Raw genomic sequence first — 16,993 nt, 5'->3', positions numbered from 1 at the left:
ATATTTGCTATAAAAATAAAAACCCCTCACTCTTTTGAGCGAGGGGTTTTTTATTATTCTTTCGTTTGACTACGTAAGTAATCTTCATAATTACCCGTATAATCAATCACTTTATTCGGGGTAATTTCTAAAATACGTGTTGCTAGCGAGCTAACAAATTCCCGATCGTGTGAGACAAAAAATAAGGTGCCTTCAAACAATTCAAGCGCCATATTTAATGATTCGATCGATTCCATATCTAAGTGGTTCGTCGGTTCATCCATAACAATGATATTGGGTTTTTGCATCATTATTTTACCAAATAACATACGACCTTTTTCACCACCCGATAACACGTTAACGTGTTTTTTGATGTCGTCTTGACTGAATAAAAGACGTCCTAATATGCTACGTACACTTTGTTCATCATCGGTTGGTTTTTTCCATTGGCTCATCCAATCAAAAACCGTTAAATTTTCATTGAATTCGTACTCATGATCTTGCGCATAATAAGCAATGTTAGCATTTTCAGACCATTTAATTTGCCCTTTGTCGGGGTTTAATTGATTAAGCAATGTTTTAATTAACGTCGTTTTACCGATACCATTGGTACCTAAAATAGCGACTTTTTCACCCACTTCGATCATTAAATTAAGTTGTTTAAACAGTAAATTATCATCAAAACCTTTAGCTAAATCTTCAACCACTAACGCATTACGATATAATTTTTTATCTTGTTCAAAGCGAATAAATGGATTTTGACGACTTGAAGCTTTCACTTCTTCAAGTTGAATTTTTTCGATTTGTTTAGCACGAGAGGTCGCTTGTTTGGATTTGGAAGCGTTAGCGCTAAAGCGGCTGACAAAGGATTGTAATTCACTAATTTGCGCTTTCTTTTTTGCATTGTCAGAAAGTAATCTTTCACGGGCTTGTGTTGCTGCTGTCATATAGTCATCGTAATTACCAGGGTAAATTCGAAGTTCGCCGTAATCTAAATCGGCCATATGAGTACATACCATATTTAAAAAGTGTCTATCATGCGAAATAATAACCATGGTACTTTCACGTTCATTTAGCGTTTCTTCTAACCAACGAATAGTATCGATATCGAGGTTATTGGTTGGTTCATCAAGCAACAAAATATCGGGGTTAGAAAAAAGCGCTTGGGCAAGTAATACCCGTAATTTCCAACCAGGGGCTATTTCACTCATTAAGCCATAATGTTGCTCAGTGGTTATGCCTACCCCTAATAATAATTCACCGGCTCTGGCTTCAGCGCTGTAGCCGTCCATTTCTGCATATTGTGTTTCTAAATCGGCTACTTTAAAACCATCTTCTTCGCTCATTTCTGGTAGGGCATAAATGCGGTCTCTTTCTTGTTTTATTTGCCATAATTCATTATGCCCCATGATAACTGTGTCAATAACACTGTATTTTTCAAAAGCAAATTGATCTTGGCGTAATTTACCGATTCGTTCATGCGGATCTAAAGCAATATTACCGGCAGTCGGAATAAGATCATTGCCTAAAATTTTCATAAAGGTCGATTTACCACACCCGTTAGCGCCAATTAAACCGTAACGATTGCCATTACCAAATTTAACCGAAATATTTTCAAATAACGGCTTACTACCAAATTGCATGGTGATATTGTTTGTACTTAACACGTATATTTACTCTCAGACTTTAATAGGGGATTTAAACACTGTTTTTTTGATATGATTTAATATATTTATTTACATAATTATTAAGTCAATGATAATGTTTTCATCAAGATTTTGCACATTATGCCATAATATTTATTTGGGCTTAAGATCTTTTTATTTTTGTCGCTTTAAATTGGTTGATATCATTAAATTGATCACTTAAATTTGTAGTTTTAATACTTAAGTTAATATATAAACTGTTAGAGTGGTTATTCCTTTTGTATAAATACGATTTGATACTGTCTTTATTTTTAAAGACTATAATTTTAATTGTAAACTTTATTGATAAAAATTAGTTTACTTAAAATCCTTTCTTGCTAAACTAAGCATACCTCAAATTAAAAAGACATTTTTATATTATGTTTTATCTTATTTTTGTAACGTTAGTATGGGCATTTTCCTTTAGTTTAATCGGGGTTTATCTAAGTGGACAAGTAGATAACGCATTTGCTATTTTTATACGAGTAGGATTAGCTTTTCTAGTATTTATTCCCTTTTTTCGTTTTAAGTTAAACCAAATGAAAGAGCAAATAATGTTGATGGGCGTTGGGATCTGCCAATTAGGAATTATGTACTTTTTTTATTATAATTCCTTTCAATATATCTCGGTTCCTGAAGTGTTATTATTTACTATTTTTACTCCGATTTATATCACATTGATATATGATCTTTTACAACATCATCCGTTACGGTTAAGCTATTTATTTACCGCCATTATTGCGGTAATTGGTGCGGCAATTATTCGTTATGATCATATTTCAGGTGATTTTATTAAGGGATTTTTGCTGATACAAGGAGCGAATATCAGTTTTGCTTTAGGGCAGGTAGGTTACAAACGTATTATTGAATTGCATCCTATACCTCAAAAACAAGCCTTTGCCTGGGTTTATTTAGGTGCTGTTATAATTACTGGCTTAGGTTGGCTATGTTTTGGTGATGTGAAGCAACTACCGACCCAGAATATACAATGGGTTGTTCTAATTTGGTTAGGCGTCGTTGCATCGGGATTATGTTATTTTTTATGGAATTATGGCGCAACCAAAGTTGATTCAGGTACCCTTGCGATTATGAATAATGCCGTTATTCCATGTGGTATTTTAGTTAACGTCATATTTTGGAATAAATCGATTGATTGGCCGCGCTTTTTATTAGGGAGTTTTGTGATTTTGTTTGCTTTATTGTTACATTATTTTTGTATCGCAAAGAAGCAAAAATCTTAATCACGGGGTCTTTATTATTAAGATATTGTCATTACGTCATTTTATCGCTTGATTATATAGCTTCATATTTGAAGCTATATAATATTTTAATTTGCGTTAATGATGACGCTTAAAAATCCATTCATTTTGAGTCGATCCATTTTTGTCGAATTGATATCCTTCGAGATCAAAGGCTTTTAAATCCTCACTACAATCAATTTTATTTTTTATAATAAATCGGCTCATTAATCCCCGTGCTTTTTTAGCATAAAAACTAATTACTTTAAATGTGCCTTTGCTTTCATCTAAAAAGATAGGTTGAATAATATTAGCCGTTAAATTTTTTGTTTTGATTACTTTAAAGTATTCGTTTGAAGCCAGATTAATTAATGTTGCCGGTTTTTGGGTTAACTCGTGTTGTTTTGATAATTCAGTTTGTACGGCAGAGGTTAATTTTTTATCCCAAAACTGATAAAGATTATTATTGTCGCCATTTTTTAATTTGATACCCATCTCAAGGCGATAGGGTTTTATCAAATCAAGAGGGCGTAATAAACCGTAAAGTCCCGATAAAATACCTAACTTCGATTGAGCATAATCAAAGTCATCTTGACTAAAATCTTCGACGGCTAATCCTTCATAAACATCTCCTTTAAAAGCAAGTAGGGCTTGTCTTGCATTTGCGGGACTAAAGTCGGTTGACCAGTCTTGAAAACGTTCATAATTTAATGTGGCAAGTTTAGGACTGATGGACATCAGCTCGCCTATATCAGCGGCTGTTAGTTTCTTACAATCTTGCATTAATGTATTGGAATCTGATAAAAATTGCGGTAAGGTATATAATTGCGTTAACAATTTTGATTCATAATCTAACGTTTTTGCAGGAGAAATTAGGGTAAACATTTATCGGACCTATTTTATTTAATAAAATTCAGTTTTATTTTACCTATAATTACCAATTATAAATAGTCATAAAGGAGTGAATAATGAACACAAATCCAAAAGAGAACCACAATATTAAATCGTGGGCAGAAATACGCACAACTTCATTAGAAATAGCTGAAGCTATTTTTGAGTTAGCTGATTATGATGAAGTAAAAGCACAAGCGATTTGGGAAGAGGGGAGTGATGAGGTTTTAGCTTTAGCATTTTCAAAAACTGATGCGGATGAGTTATATTGGGGTGACGAAAAAATCTCTCGAGACTGTCTATAAAAAGCGTAATTGCTGAACTGATTAAAAACCGATCTTTATGATCGGTTTTTATTTTAGTCTTTTATTTAACGTCAAAAATTAAAGGCAGAAATCTTTTATTAATTGCGTTATGGTTAATTTTGTTGGTTTTAAAAAGTCCATCGAAATAAACTCATCGGGTTGATGCGCTTGTTCTATCGAACCTGGACCTAATACAATCGTTGGTGAAATTTGATTTAAATATGGCGCCTCGGTACTATAATTGGCTGTTTGCGCTTTCTGCCCCACTAATTGTTCAACAACTTGTAAACAAGGATGGTCTTTATCACATTCATAACCAGCAATTGGAGAAACTTCATATTCAATAGCAACACGATTAGGATATTTTGCCATCACAGGAGCTATTGCAGCACACAATTCATTATATAACGAATCCACATTATTATTTGGTAATATACGAATATCAATAATAAGTTCACAGCAACCACAAATACGATTAGCAGCATCACCACCATGAATAACACCAAGATTTAGGGTTGGGTAAGGAATGGTAAATGCATCATTATGATAGTCATTTTTAAATTTTTGTTTAAGAATTAATAATTGTTCAATGACAAGATGCATAACTTCGATGGCATTAATCCCTTGATCGGGATCACTTGAATGACCTGATTTGCCTATAATACGTATGGAGTTTGACATAAATCCTTTATGCGCTCTAATCGGAATTAATGAGGTTGGTTCACCTATAATTGTGCAATCAGGTTTTAAATTGTTATTTTCAGCGAAAAATGAAGCGCCCGCCATTGATGTTTCTTCATCAGCGGTTACAAGAACATACAAGGGTTTGGTTAATTTTTTAAGATCGATATCATTCACCGCATCTAAAATGAAGGCGAAAAAGCCCTTCATATCGGCTGTTCCAAGCCCAAAGAGTTTATTATCTTCTTGCGTTAATTTAAAAGGATCTTTTGTCCATTGACCTTCATCAAAAGGAACGGTATCACTATGACCACTTAATAATAATCCGCCTTGTGTTTTGTTGTCATTATTGGAATAAGTCGCTAATAAATTAAATTTATTACGCGTATTTGGCACTGCTTGAATGTCAACGGTAAAACCTAGATCGTTAAACCAGTTCGCGAGTTTATCAATTAACGGTTTATTAGAAAAATCTAATTTTTCATCGATGACATTACTGATTGTTGGTGTTGCAATTAATTCGTTATAGAGTGTTAAAAAAGAAGGAATAGCCATAATTTTACCTTTATAAAAATCCGATGTTATGCAAAATGGGTAGCAAGCTCTGCCAGCATGGATTCAACTATCATAGAAGATTGTTTAGCAGCAATTTTTAAAAAATCGTTAAAGCTGATGCTTGCCTCATCATCACCATTATCTGAAATTGCCCGCACAACCACAAACGGGATATTAAATAGCGAGCAAGCATGTCCGATAGCAGCGGCTTCCATTTCGATCGCTTTTATATTAGGGAAAGTGTGTTTAATTTTTTGTATAACGTCTTTGCTATTAATAAACTGATCTCCACTACCAACTTCGCCTAAAACAGCATGAACTTGGTGTTTTTCGATAGCGCGTTTTGCTAAATTTTGATAATAGCTATCTGATGTAAATACAGGCGGACAACCTGCCATTTGCCCAGGTTTATAACCAAAAGGAATTAAATCGACATCATGATAAAAGACGTCGGTTGAAACAATAATATCTCCCACTTTTAAAGAAGGATCCACACCTGCTGCTGAACCTGTATTTATTACAGCTTCAACGCTAAAATTGTTTAGTAATAAGGTTGTTCCGATTGCCGATGCTACTTTACCGATACCACATTGTAATAACACAATCTCACAGTTAGCAATTTTACCAATATGAAATTCAATACCGAGTATAGTTTGTAATTGGTAGTCAGTAATTTTACTCTTTAAAAAAACGACTTCTTCTTCCATTGCAGCAATAATCGCTATTTTCATAACCTTTTCTCTATATTGATTTATCTTAAATTAAGTATGTTATAATAATAGTTGCTTTATATCTTGACAATATGTAGATGAGAGGTTTTTAACGTGCGTACCATTTTTATTACGGGTTGCTCAAGTGGTATTGGGATGATGGCGGCTTTATCTTTAAAAGATCGCGGTTACCGTGTTATTGCTTCCTGTCGTAAAGAAAAAGATAGGCAATCATTAATCGCACTCGGTTTCGAAACGGTGCTATTAGATCTTGATGATGCGATGTCCGTTAAACAAGCGGCTAGTGAGATATTGCAAATGACAAATGGGCAGTTATATGCTTTATTTAATAATGCAGGATTTGGTGTTTATGGGCCGCTTTCAACAATTAGCCGCGATAGTTTAGAACAACAATTCTCAACGAATTTTTTTGCGATTCATCAATTGACCTTATTATTATTACCCGCAATGCTTAAGCAAAATCAAGGACGAATTATACAAATGAGTTCAATTGCTGGTATTATTGCAACGCCAGGTAGGGGAGCTTATGCTGCCAGTAAATATGCGTTAGAGGCTTGGTCAGATGTGCTACGTTTAGAACTCATAAATAGCAATATTAACGTGAGTTTGATAGAGCCAGGTCCTATTAAAACGCAATTTTCTAAAAATGTTAAGCAGCAAGATGCCAATAATCCGATCAAAAATCCGTCTATTGTTAATCGTTTTGCTCTTGAAGTCGATGCGATTTTACCTCCTTTAATCCATGCATTAGAAAGCAAAAGACCGAAGATTCGTTACAGGGTAACTAAAGTCACTAAGCTTGCCGCCGTTGCAAAACGTTTGCTTACTGATAGATTAATGGATAGAATTCTTAGAAATAAATAAATGATAACTGTCATAATCCAAAGGATCGTTTATGCAAAACCAATTTATCTTTGATGTTGATGAACAAAATATTCAGCATATTATTGAAAAATCATTAACTTTACCCGTTGTATTTTATTTTTGGTCATCAAGGAACCCTGATTATGAGAGCATGACGCAATTGTTAGATAACTTTGCTAATGTGCATAAAGGGCAATTTATTTTGGCTAGATTAAATTGCGATGAACAACCAATGTTGGCCTCGCAATTTGGATTACGTGCTATTCCAACGGTTTATATTTTTAAAGAGGGACAACCTGTCGATGGTTTTCAAGGTCCTCAAAGCGCCGAATTTATTGCAGATTTTTTTAAGAAATTTTTGCCGAATGAAAACGAACTTAAATTTGCCGAAGGTAAAAAACTATTTGAAGAATCTAAATATCAAGAAGCATTACCTTATTTAAAACAAGCATGGCAAGAACTTACTGATCATTTAGGTAAAAAGCGTTCGGATATTGCTTTTTTACTGGCAAAAAACCAAATTGAGTTAAAACAGCTCAATGATGCCAAAGAAACATTAAAATCAGTGCCGTTGCAAGATCAAGATTCGACTTATCAAGGATTAATAGCTGAAATTGATTTATTAGAACAAGCAGCAAATTCACCTGAATTACAACAACTTGAAGCTGAGCTTGCAAAACAACCTGAAAACACTGAATTAAAAATTCAACTTGCGACGCAATTAATGCAGGTTGGTCGACATGAACAAGCACTAGAATTATTATTTAAACCGCTAATGAAAGATTTAAATGCAGGAGATGGGCAAATCAAAAAGACCCTTCTTGAGATGCTTGCGGCACTTGGCACCAATAATGGGTTAGCGACAGATTATCGTCGTCGTTTATATTCACTATTATACTGATAGCACTAGATGATGCTGAACTTGGAATAAGCTAACTAGACAATCCTAAAAGTTAAAAATAGGGGTAAAGGTTACAAAGATATTGCAGCCTTTACCATAAACTTAATCTTTAAAGATGTTCAATAATTCGTGGAAAATCTTCATTTGTGCGTAAGGTTAATATTTCAACGCCATTATCGGTAACAAGTAACGTATGTTCGTATTGTGCTGATAGTCCATGATCTTTTGTTTTTACCGTCCATCCATCAGACATTACATGTGTGCGCCATCCGCCTGTATTAATCATGGGCTCAACGGTAAAGGTCATACCGGCTTGTAAAATCACCCCTTCATCGTCACCATCATAATGCATGACTTGTGGTTGATCATGATATACTTCACCAATACCATGACCACAATATTCACGTACCGTTGAATAGCCAAATGATTCGGCATATTTTTGGATTGTTTTACCTATTTCTCGTAAACGAATACCGGGTTTTATAACTTTAATGGCTTCATATAAGCTTTGTTGTGTCACTTCACATAAACGTTTTCCTGCAATGGTTGGTTTACCGGCAATATACATTTTTGAGGTATCACCATGATAACCATCTTTAATCACAGTAACGTCAATGTTTAAGATATCACCATCTTTTATAATTTTATTAAAGTTTGGAATACCATGACAAACCGTGTCATTAATCGAAATGCAAGTTGTATGCTTAAAGCCCATATAGCCAATATTGGCCGGAATGGCTTTTTGAATATTAACAATATGATCATAACAAATTTTATCTAATTCGCCCGTACTAATGCCCGGTTTAACAAAAGGTTCAACGATTTCTAAAACTTCGGCGGCAAGTTTGCCGGCAATGCGCATTTTTTCAATTTGTTCGGGGGTTTTTAATTTAATTGACATTAAATAATTCCTTTTTATTACACCACTAAAATTTATTATATCTCGTTATGCTTTTAAATCATAATGTAATCAATAGGATTATTGGTATTTACTCATTAAATTTAATTTAAAAACATATTTTTGAAGGTGTCTTTATCACTTAATCGATCATTTATTAATATGAAATTATTAACCTTATTGAGTTTAATAATATCTTCCTATTAATACATTAATTAATTATTATGATAAAAGACAGATTCAGCAACAAAGTTTGTGATAAGATTAGAAAATTCACGATAACAGGAATAAATTTATGATCCCTGATGTTTCTAAAGCACTAAGTTGGTTAGAAAAACATTACACCATTTTACAAGGAATTCAACGAGGTGTTGAGCGAGAGACGTTGCGCATTACGCCTGAAGGTCGATTAAGTCAAACATTATTTCCAAAAGATATCGGCAGTGCATTAACTCATCCGTGGATCACAACTGATTTTGCTGAATCTATGTTGGAATTTATTACACCGGTTAATACTAATATTGATTATATGTTGACGTTTTTGCGTGATTTACATCGTTATGCGAATGTGAGTGTTAAAGACGAGTTATTATGGCCACTAAGTATGCCGTGTTTTGTGGCAAAAGAACAAGATATTATCATAGCTCAATATGGATCATCGAACGAAGGGCTTTATAAAACTGTCTATCGGGAAGGATTAAAGAATCGTTATGGTGCTATGATGCAAATTATTTCGGGTGTGCATTATAACTTCTCATTACCTTTGGCTTTTTGGCAGGCAAGGGAAGGTTTTCGAAATATAGAAGAAGGCAAAGATATTATCTCCGAAGGCTATTTTCAATTGATACGAAATTATTACCGATTTGGTTGGATTATTCCTTATCTATTTGGTGCCTCACCGTCAATGTGTCCTTCTTTTATCCAAGATAAGCAAAAAGCAAAAGATTTTATTGAATTAACGCAAGGTAAAGATTATTTGCCTTATGCTACATCGTTAAGATTAAGTGATGTCGGCTATACGAATAATGCTCAAAAACAATTAGGCATTACCTTTAATCATCTTAAAAATTATGCAGCTGATTTAAAACGTGCTGTACAGACTAAATCGCCTGAATTTAATCAAATTGGGATTAAGGTTGGCGGATATTATCGTCAATTGAACGATAATATTTTGCAAATTGAAAACGAATTTTATGCACCAATTCGCCCTAAACGTGTACCACGAAATGGCGAAGTTCCGTCAGATGCTTTACTGCGTGGAGGAATAGAATATATTGAAGTCCGAGCGCTTGATGTTAACCCATTTTCACCCGTTGGTATAACAGAAGATCAAATCCGCTTTATTGATTTATTTTTAATTTGGTGTGCATTAGCACCGGCGCCAGAAATGAGTAGTCAAGAATTAGAATGTGCTAAATTAAATTGGAATCGTGTTATTATGGACGGGCGCAGACCAGGACTTGAATTAAGTATGGACTGCGGGGCAATTAAACAGCCTTTAACTGTTGTTGGACATGCGCTTTTTAATGATTTATTACGTGTTGCTGATGTTTTAGATCATCAAGATGATAAAATGCAATATCGTGGTGTTTGTGAACGGCATGCGATCATGTTAGATCAGCCTGAATTAACTTTATCGGCAAGAACATTACAAGCAATAAGTGATTTGGGTACGGCTGAATTTGGTTTAGCTTTAGCAAATCAATATAAACAACAATTAATTGCCGAGCCATTAGCGTTACTGACTGAAGCGGATTTTTTATTACAACGAAATTTATCATTAGATAAACAATTAAAAAAACAAGCCAATGATACTTTATCATTTGATGAATATTTAAAACGTAAAAATGAACAATAATTATGTTTAAACAGCGTGATTTTGTTGTTAGATTTAACAACAAAAACGAATCTGAATTTATTCGCACATCTCAAAAAATTCTGAATTGCCATCCGCTATTGATGGCAGATTCAGCATTTTCGGTTTTTGTTTGGAATATTTATAAACAAAAAAGATCCAACTGTTTAAGAGTACTCTCTACTTATATGACTCATACGGATCTTATGTTATTGCAAGAAGTGCAAGCATCACCTGAATTAATCAATCTTATATCTACTCATCAAAAAAATGCTGATTTAGTACCAGCTTATGAATTTAATCGTATGTTTACAGGAGTGATGACGATTAGCGATTGTAAGCCTGTTTCATTCCTGTCTTTTAAAGAAAAAGAGCCTTATTTACGTGTTCCTAAATCGGCGCTAGTAAGTCATTTTGCTATTAAAGATATGCAAAATACGTTATTAGTTATCAATATTCATGCGATTAATTTTACCTTTGGCATTAAAGTTTATAGTCAACAAATCAATGATTTATTCTTACAAATTAAACACCATGAAGGGCCTATCATACTGGCAGGGGATTTTAATACGTGGAATAAACAACGGTTAGATTTATTACTTAATTTAATAACATCAACTGATCTTAAAGTTGTCGATTTTACTCATGATAAACGAAAAATGTTTTTAGGAAGACCTTTAGATTTTATTTTTTATAAAGGATTAAAATTAGAAGACAACACTATTATTGATACAGATGCTTCTGATCATAATCCTTTATATGCAACATTTAAATTGGATTATTATCCACAATATTAATCGTCAATAAATCGCCTTCTTTTACGCGTCCATTTTTTAAATTATTCCATTCTAAAATATCATCCATTTTGACACGATAATTTTGGGCAATAGAGTAAAGATTATCACCGGCTTTCACTAGATAAGTGATTTTATTTTTATTGCTTTGTTCTTTAGAAACTATTTTTAAACTGCTGTTTAATTTAGTTTTATCGGATTTAAATGGCACCATATTATCATTATTTGCTGGCTCTTGTACGATATCAATGATTTCACTACTAACTAAATTTTCTGCTAATAATTTTTGATGCAATTCTTCAGCATAACTATAAGGAATTAATAAATGGTAAGGGCCATTAACTGTTTGATTTATATATCCAGCATTGTAATTTGTTAACTCTTTCAATGGTATATTGGTATATTTTGCAATTTTTGCTAGCGAAAGCTTAGTAGATAGATCCAATTTAACTAATGAATTTTCATAATTACAATCAGGAAGATTAACACCATATTGACGATTATTTTTAACAATATCAATAATGGCCAACATTTTAGGAACATATTGCATTGTTTCTTTAGGTAACTTTAATGACCAAAAGTCAGTCGCTAACCCTCGAGATTTATTATAGTTTATGGCTTGTCTAATACGACCTTCGCCCGCATTATAAGCTGCCAACGTTAATAACCAATCACCATTAAATCGACTATTGATGGTTTTTAACATAGTAATTGCGGTATCCGTTGAACGGATAAAATCGCGTCTTGCATCGAAGAAATTATTACGCTCTAAACCGTATTCTTTTGCCGTAATTTTAGCAAATTGCCATAAACCAGCAGAATGAGAAGCGGATGTTGCCGATGGATCATAAGCGCTTTCAATTAAAGGGATTAAGACTAATTCGACAGGCAAATCATTTTTGTTAATTTGATTAACAATATAATAAACATATGGCTCTGAACGTTTAGCAACATTTTCAAAGCCTATTTTATATTTAAGAACTTTTTCTCTTTCACGAACAATACGGACATTATTTGGGACTTTAACATTAATATTGTTTTGAATAAACTGCCATGGATTTTGCGTAATTAAATTATTGCCTTTTGGGCTATATTTATCAGCAAGGTAATCAGTTAAACTAGTGTCAGAGTCCGAAAGCTTGTTACTCGTTAACGGTTTTAGTTCGTTTAAATTAGTCGCACCTTTATTGGTTTTGCTAACAACAGATTCTTTTATCGCATTGGATTTGTATTTTGTTGTTTGTCTAACGGTGCGGTTTTGGCAAGCAACTAAAAATAGACAAACGACAGCCAAAATAGATAAATGTTGAATTATTTTGAAAATATATTGTTTCATTAAGTCGTTTATTACACCTAATATATGTCTTTTGGATCCTAAAATTAAAGAGAATTTAAGAAAATTAAAATTTCAGTATAACTAAAATTAATCACGTCAATAATGCCTTTTACGATATTTGCAATAAAAAAACAAAACTTAGTGATAAATACCGAAGGACAATTAATAGTAACGTCAACATAATAATGCTAATATTTTATTATCTCTTTATTATTTGAGGGAATTATTTAATGAGCAAAAATAAAATTTGCGCATCTTAATACCAAAAGAGGATTTCATCACAAATAAAAAAGGTCTTTAATGAGACCCATGATCAAAAGTATTGCTAACGATTTCTATTACTATAAAATGTAGCAAAGTAATAGCCGTTCGAACAAAAAAACGCCATTATATAGTAAATTATAATAAAAACCTACTTATTTTTTACATTTCTGTATTTTATTTAACCTATTTGAGCAATTACTGAGCTAAAGACTGTTCAAATAGGGTGTCAGCAAGGGTTGGATTCTCGGCAGCTTGTTTAGCTAAAATATCGCATTTTTCATTTTCAATATGACCAGAATGACCTTTTACCCAATGCCACTCGATTTGATGTTTTTTTGCAACTTCATCTAACCGTTTCCATAAATCACAATTTTTAACAGGTTTTTTATCGGCTGTTTTCCAGCCATTTCTTTTCCAATTATGGATCCAAGTTAAAATGCCATTACGCACATACTGACTATCGGAATAAAGATTAATTTGGCATGGTTGAGTTAATTGTTCGAGTGCGACAATCGCTGCTAATAATTCCATACGATTATTAGTGGTGTTAAAATAACCTTGTGTTAAAATTTTTTCGTTATCCTTATATTTTAAAATAGCCGCATAGCCACCTTTTCCCGGATTACCTAAGCAAGAGCCATCGGTGAAAATTTCAATTTTTTTAAGCATTTCAGAAGCGTTCTTCTCTTTAAACTCGTTTTGGTGATAGACTATAGCACATTTCTTTATTCCTTTAAATTTTACACAAAGAGACAGCAGTGAAAACGCAACCAGAACGCCAAATTGTATTAGATACAGAAACAACCGGTATGAATTTCGGAGATGGTGATCATTTTGAAGGTCATAAAATTATAGAAATTGGCGCAGTTGAAGTGATAAATCGTCGTTTAACGGGTAATAATTTTCATGTTTATATCAATCCAGAGCGAAGCATTGATGAGGAAGCCTTTAAAGTCCATGGTATAAGTAATGACGCCGTTAAAAATGAATTGATCTTTAAACAAATCGCTCAACAGTTTATTAATTACATCGATGGGGCAGAATTAATCATCCATAATGCGCCTTTTGACATTGGTTTTATGGATTATGAATTTCAGTTGGCGGGTATTGATTTCAAGACAAGTGAACATTGCCTAATAACAGATACTCTTGCCATGGCAAGACGATTATTTCCAGGTAAGCGCAATAATCTTGATGCACTTTGCGAACGTTATCAAATAGATAATTCTCATCGAGTATTACATGGCGCGTTACTCGATGCTGAAATTCTTGCTGATGTTTATTTGACAATGACTGGCGGGCAAACCAGTCTTTCTTTCAACTCGGATGATTTAGGTTTAAATTTGAATGATGCCGCTAATTCAAGGTTATTAAAACGCAATGGCAATAAATTAAAAATCATAAAAGCCGATAGTCATGAACTAACTGAACATCAAATTATTTTAGATAAAATTACCAAAAAAGCAGGATCTACTTTATGGTCCGTAAAATAATTGAATTTTATGGATAATAATAGTTAAGTGTAGATTTTCTATCCGATTGAATGTATTTTTTTAAAATTTAATTGACGGCATATAAATTTATTATTAATATCTGCCTACTTTAATGCAAATGCACTAAAGAGTTTATTAGCGGAGCGGTAGTTCAGTTGGTTAGAATACCTGCCTGTCACGCAGGGGGTCGCGGGTTCGAGCCCCGTCCGTTCCGCCAATTTTAAAATAAATTCATTAAATTCATTAAATTAATGAATCGATCTTATTACCTACCATCACTTGTTTAATTTTATCAATTAACTTAGCTGAATTAAATTATATAGCCCCATCGAATTGAGCAAACAAAATCCTTTTTATCAACTTATCTTTTTTTTTATTAGAGAGAAGACATCGAACATTATTTTAAAGTATTACAGTCAATATTTTGTATATTTTTATCTAGTTTATGTTATATAATACTAGATTATTAACAATGCCTATTATGACTGTTTTATAACGGTAATGAATACCAATTTTATAAACATTTTGTGTAATGTTATAAAATTATATTTGAAGGGACTCTATGAAAAATTTACTTTTATTATTTATTTTATTTCCATTTTTAGCCAATGCTGCCGTTAGTTTTGCCTCTGCAAAAACACAACTTATCAAAATTTATAACGCCAATCCTAATGAAAAAGAATTTTATTGTGGATGTGATTTTGTATTTAACGGAAAAAAGGGCGTTGTTGATTTAGAAAGCTGTGGTTATGAAGTTCGTAAAAATCAAACTCGTGCTGAACGTATTGAATGGGAACACGTCATGCCTGCTGAAAACTTTGGTAAACATTTGGCTTGTTGGCAAGAAGGCGGACGAGATAATTGCGCTAAAGATCCTATCTATAAATCGATGGAAGGGGATATGCATAATCTGCAACCTGCAATCGGTGAAGTAAATGGCGATCGTTCTAATTATCGCTATTCGCAATTTACACAAGAATTTACTCAATATGGTCAATGTCAATCGGCTGTTGATTTTAAAGATCGTAAGTTTCAACCTCGCGACGAAATTCGCGGAATGATTGCTCGTTCTTATTTTTATATGTCTACGAAATACAATATTAATTTATCTAAACAAGACCAGCAGTTGATGAATGCGTGGGATAAGATGTATCCCCCTGAAAAATGGGAATGTACACGTAATCAGTTAATTATGGAATTACAAGGTAATGATAATTCTTTTATTACATCACAATGTCAAGCAGTGAACTAAATTAGAAACCGAGTTAACCTATTTGAATTAATTTGAAGTCTTTTCCTACCTAAGATTAACTGAACTAGTATCGAACAGTAAAATTAGGTAGGTACAAGAATTATTACCGTCTTAACTATTCAAATAACGTTTGTTTGAGCTGTAAGGCTAATAAAGGATCCCACATGGCGCCTGTTGCGCTCATCACAGCATCGGCACCTGAATTGATATAATCCTGATAATGCACAGGTTTATTCATCCCCCCGACGCCAATAATGGTAAATCGTAATCCTAATTGCTGTTTTAATTGTGCTAATCGTTTAACCATATTTAGCCCAGCCCAGCGAATTGAATCACCACAGACACCACTTTCTATCCGATTAGGACCTAATGCAGGTTTCCCATCAAGATTAACCGGTTTGGCTGAAATAGTATTAATTGTACTTATACCATCAATAATATGACCAATTTTATTCAATAAATTTAAAAGTTTGTCGTCATCTGCAAAGTAGGCTAACTTTATAATAAGCGGTTTATCAGGAATTTCCGATTTAATCGCATTAACAATACGCTCTACCTTTTTCGTATCAAAGCATAATAAATTTGTAACGCCTTCATTAGGACAACTTAAATTAGCCTCAAGAATAGGTACTTTCGTTTCATTGACTAATTTTGCGGTTAATGCATAATCAAGTTCTATCTTTCCTTTACCTTGTGTACCCTGAAAACTACCAATGACACACTGTCCTGGTTTTGCGTAATTTACCGCTTGTGTCATATCGACTTGCCAAATATCAGGATCAAATGACGGAACACCAAAAGAATTGGTAATTGATAAAGGTTCACTAAAATTTTTATCGGCTAATACCGTTTCAAGATGAGGGAGTAAATCGCCATTAGGATGGATGGATAAAATATTTGGTAACAGGTGACATTTTCGTTTTTCTGAGCGTACAGTTTTATAAACGCATAAATCAAAACCATAATCAAACGCGGCTTTAATATAATTGGCATTTAGCAATGGACCTGCCGGAATTCCAAATGGTAAATTAATACGTTGACCTAAAAACTGAGTTTGTGTTTTTTGTTTGATTTTAGTTAGATTTGGTTTACTAAAAAATCCATAAGGACCATCAGAATAGTTTTCTTCATAACTTTTATTTGGATCGTAAAATGGAATTAAAGACGGCATATCTCCTCCTATTTTTTGATGTTTCTCTTAAACCCTAGCGATTAATTTTTAGTAACAATGTTAGATATCGTTGGCTTTAGGCAAAAAAAATCCTCCATAA

The 16,993-nt window shown here is 33.2% G+C and carries 16 protein-coding genes and 1 tRNA gene; 9 read left to right on the top strand and 8 right to left on the bottom strand.

Going from position 1 to position 16,993, the window contains the following annotated elements; genetic code table 11:
* Positions 1–53 precede the first annotated feature (53 nt).
* A complete protein-coding gene (locus ACSYSW_RS06060) occupies positions 54–1,622 on the bottom strand; it encodes an ABC-F family ATPase (RefSeq protein WP_491706330.1) in 1,569 nt (522 codons plus the stop codon).
* Between the two features lie 422 nt (positions 1,623–2,044).
* On the opposite strand from ACSYSW_RS06060, the gene ACSYSW_RS06055 reads away from it, so the two are divergent.
* The gene (locus ACSYSW_RS06055) at positions 2,045–2,905 is read left to right on the top strand and encodes a carboxylate/amino acid/amine transporter (protein WP_491705914.1); all 861 of its coding nucleotides are present in this window, start codon (positions 2,045–2,047) and stop codon (positions 2,903–2,905) included.
* A gap of 96 nt (positions 2,906–3,001) precedes the next feature.
* On the opposite strand, the gene yaaA is transcribed toward ACSYSW_RS06055, so the two are convergent.
* Positions 3,002–3,787 (bottom strand): peroxide stress protein YaaA, encoded by a 786-nt coding sequence (gene yaaA, locus ACSYSW_RS06050; RefSeq protein WP_491705915.1) that lies wholly within the window; start codon positions 3,785–3,787, stop codon positions 3,002–3,004.
* An 83-nt stretch (positions 3,788–3,870) separates the two neighbouring features.
* Between yaaA and ACSYSW_RS06045 the strand changes: the two genes are divergently transcribed.
* Complete coding sequence (locus tag ACSYSW_RS06045; RefSeq protein ID WP_491705916.1) at positions 3,871–4,098, top strand: YccJ family protein; 228 nt, start codon at positions 3,871–3,873, stop codon at positions 4,096–4,098.
* A gap of 78 nt (positions 4,099–4,176) precedes the next feature.
* Here the strand turns inward: ACSYSW_RS06045 and argE are convergent, their stop codons facing one another.
* Entirely contained in the window at positions 4,177–5,334 is a 1,158-nt protein-coding gene (argE, locus tag ACSYSW_RS06040) for an acetylornithine deacetylase (protein WP_491705917.1), read from the bottom strand.
* Between the two features lie 26 nt (positions 5,335–5,360).
* A complete protein-coding gene (locus tag ACSYSW_RS06035; protein ID WP_491705918.1) occupies positions 5,361–6,065 on the bottom strand; it encodes a 5'-methylthioadenosine/adenosylhomocysteine nucleosidase in 705 nt (234 codons plus the stop codon).
* A 135-nt stretch (positions 6,066–6,200) separates the two neighbouring features.
* On the opposite strand from ACSYSW_RS06035, the gene ACSYSW_RS06030 reads away from it, so the two are divergent.
* Positions 6,201–6,929 carry an SDR family oxidoreductase gene (locus ACSYSW_RS06030; RefSeq protein ID WP_491706329.1) on the top strand — a complete coding sequence of 243 codons (729 nt, stop codon included), beginning with the start codon at positions 6,201–6,203 and terminating at the stop codon, positions 6,927–6,929.
* A gap of 31 nt (positions 6,930–6,960) precedes the next feature.
* Positions 6,961–7,830, top strand: a complete 870-nt coding sequence (locus ACSYSW_RS06025) for a co-chaperone YbbN (RefSeq protein WP_491705920.1) — start codon at positions 6,961–6,963, stop codon at positions 7,828–7,830.
* A 109-nt stretch (positions 7,831–7,939) separates the two neighbouring features.
* On the opposite strand, the gene map is transcribed toward ACSYSW_RS06025, so the two are convergent.
* Positions 7,940–8,731, bottom strand: a complete 792-nt coding sequence (gene map, locus ACSYSW_RS06020) for a type I methionyl aminopeptidase (RefSeq protein ID WP_491705921.1) — start codon at positions 8,729–8,731, stop codon at positions 7,940–7,942.
* Between the two features lie 292 nt (positions 8,732–9,023).
* Here map and gshA point away from each other — a divergent pair, with 292 nt between their 5' ends.
* A complete protein-coding gene (gene gshA / locus ACSYSW_RS06015; protein WP_491705922.1) occupies positions 9,024–10,586 on the top strand; it encodes a glutamate--cysteine ligase in 1,563 nt (520 codons plus the stop codon).
* A 2-nt stretch (positions 10,587–10,588) separates the two neighbouring features.
* Positions 10,589–11,380 (top strand): endonuclease/exonuclease/phosphatase family protein, encoded by a 792-nt coding sequence (locus ACSYSW_RS06010; protein WP_491705923.1) that lies wholly within the window; start codon positions 10,589–10,591, stop codon positions 11,378–11,380.
* On the opposite strand, the gene ACSYSW_RS06005 is transcribed toward ACSYSW_RS06010, so the two are convergent.
* Together ACSYSW_RS06005 and rnhA are read right to left on the bottom strand one after the other, a co-directional pair.
* Complete coding sequence (locus ACSYSW_RS06005; protein WP_491705924.1) at positions 11,352–12,713, bottom strand: transglycosylase SLT domain-containing protein; 1,362 nt, start codon at positions 12,711–12,713, stop codon at positions 11,352–11,354. The genes ACSYSW_RS06010 and ACSYSW_RS06005 overlap by 29 nt on opposite strands.
* A 459-nt stretch (positions 12,714–13,172) precedes the next feature.
* Positions 13,173–13,646, bottom strand: a complete 474-nt coding sequence (gene rnhA, locus ACSYSW_RS06000; protein ID WP_491705925.1) for a ribonuclease HI — start codon at positions 13,644–13,646, stop codon at positions 13,173–13,175.
* Positions 13,647–13,735: 89 nt separating this feature from the next.
* Between rnhA and dnaQ the strand changes: the two genes are divergently transcribed.
* The 3 genes from dnaQ (at position 13,736) to ACSYSW_RS05985 (ending at position 15,722) form a co-directional block, all read left to right on the top strand.
* Entirely contained in the window at positions 13,736–14,470 is a 735-nt protein-coding gene (gene dnaQ / locus ACSYSW_RS05995; protein ID WP_491705926.1) for a DNA polymerase III subunit epsilon, read from the top strand.
* A 140-nt stretch (positions 14,471–14,610) separates the two neighbouring features.
* Positions 14,611–14,687, top strand: a tRNA-Asp gene (locus ACSYSW_RS05990).
* A gap of 345 nt (positions 14,688–15,032) precedes the next feature.
* A complete protein-coding gene (locus tag ACSYSW_RS05985) occupies positions 15,033–15,722 on the top strand; it encodes an endonuclease (RefSeq protein ID WP_491705927.1) in 690 nt (229 codons plus the stop codon).
* A 115-nt stretch (positions 15,723–15,837) separates the two neighbouring features.
* Here ACSYSW_RS05985 and ACSYSW_RS05980 read toward each other — a convergent pair whose 3' ends face one another.
* Complete coding sequence (locus ACSYSW_RS05980) at positions 15,838–16,893, bottom strand: dihydroorotate oxidase (RefSeq protein ID WP_491705928.1); 1,056 nt, start codon at positions 16,891–16,893, stop codon at positions 15,838–15,840.
* Positions 16,894–16,993 lie beyond the last annotated feature (100 nt).

It is taken from the genome of Gilliamella sp. ESL1225 (assembly GCF_058502635.1).
Note: the sequence above shows the minus strand (reverse complement) of the source record. Positions and strands in the feature narration are given on the sequence as shown.

Bases quoted from the DNA above. Each gene is read 5' to 3' on its own strand.
- ACSYSW_RS06060 (WP_491706330.1), bottom strand. From the start codon at position 1,622: ATGCAATTTGGTAGTAAGCCGTTATTTGAAAATATTTCGGTTAAATTT.
- ACSYSW_RS06055 (WP_491705914.1), top strand. From the start codon at position 2,045: ATGTTTTATCTTATTTTTGTAACGTTAGTATGGGCATTTTCCTTTAGT.
- yaaA (WP_491705915.1), bottom strand. From the start codon at position 3,787: ATGTTTACCCTAATTTCTCCTGCAAAAACGTTAGATTATGAATCAAAA.
- ACSYSW_RS06045 (WP_491705916.1), top strand. From the start codon at position 3,871: ATGAACACAAATCCAAAAGAGAACCACAATATTAAATCGTGGGCAGAA.
- argE (WP_491705917.1), bottom strand. From the start codon at position 5,334: ATGGCTATTCCTTCTTTTTTAACACTCTATAACGAATTAATTGCAACA.
- ACSYSW_RS06035 (WP_491705918.1), bottom strand. From the start codon at position 6,065: ATGAAAATAGCGATTATTGCTGCAATGGAAGAAGAAGTCGTTTTTTTA.
- ACSYSW_RS06030 (WP_491706329.1), top strand. From the start codon at position 6,201: ATGATGGCGGCTTTATCTTTAAAAGATCGCGGTTACCGTGTTATTGCT.
- ACSYSW_RS06025 (WP_491705920.1), top strand. From the start codon at position 6,961: ATGCAAAACCAATTTATCTTTGATGTTGATGAACAAAATATTCAGCAT.
- map (WP_491705921.1), bottom strand. From the start codon at position 8,731: ATGTCAATTAAATTAAAAACCCCCGAACAAATTGAAAAAATGCGCATT.
- gshA (WP_491705922.1), top strand. From the start codon at position 9,024: ATGATCCCTGATGTTTCTAAAGCACTAAGTTGGTTAGAAAAACATTAC.
- ACSYSW_RS06010 (WP_491705923.1), top strand. From the start codon at position 10,589: ATGTTTAAACAGCGTGATTTTGTTGTTAGATTTAACAACAAAAACGAA.
- ACSYSW_RS06005 (WP_491705924.1), bottom strand. From the start codon at position 12,713: ATGAAACAATATATTTTCAAAATAATTCAACATTTATCTATTTTGGCT.
- rnhA (WP_491705925.1), bottom strand. From the start codon at position 13,646: ATGCTTAAAAAAATTGAAATTTTCACCGATGGCTCTTGCTTAGGTAAT.
- ACSYSW_RS05985 (WP_491705927.1), top strand. From the start codon at position 15,033: ATGAAAAATTTACTTTTATTATTTATTTTATTTCCATTTTTAGCCAAT.
- ACSYSW_RS05980 (WP_491705928.1), bottom strand. From the start codon at position 16,893: ATGCCGTCTTTAATTCCATTTTACGATCCAAATAAAAGTTATGAAGAA.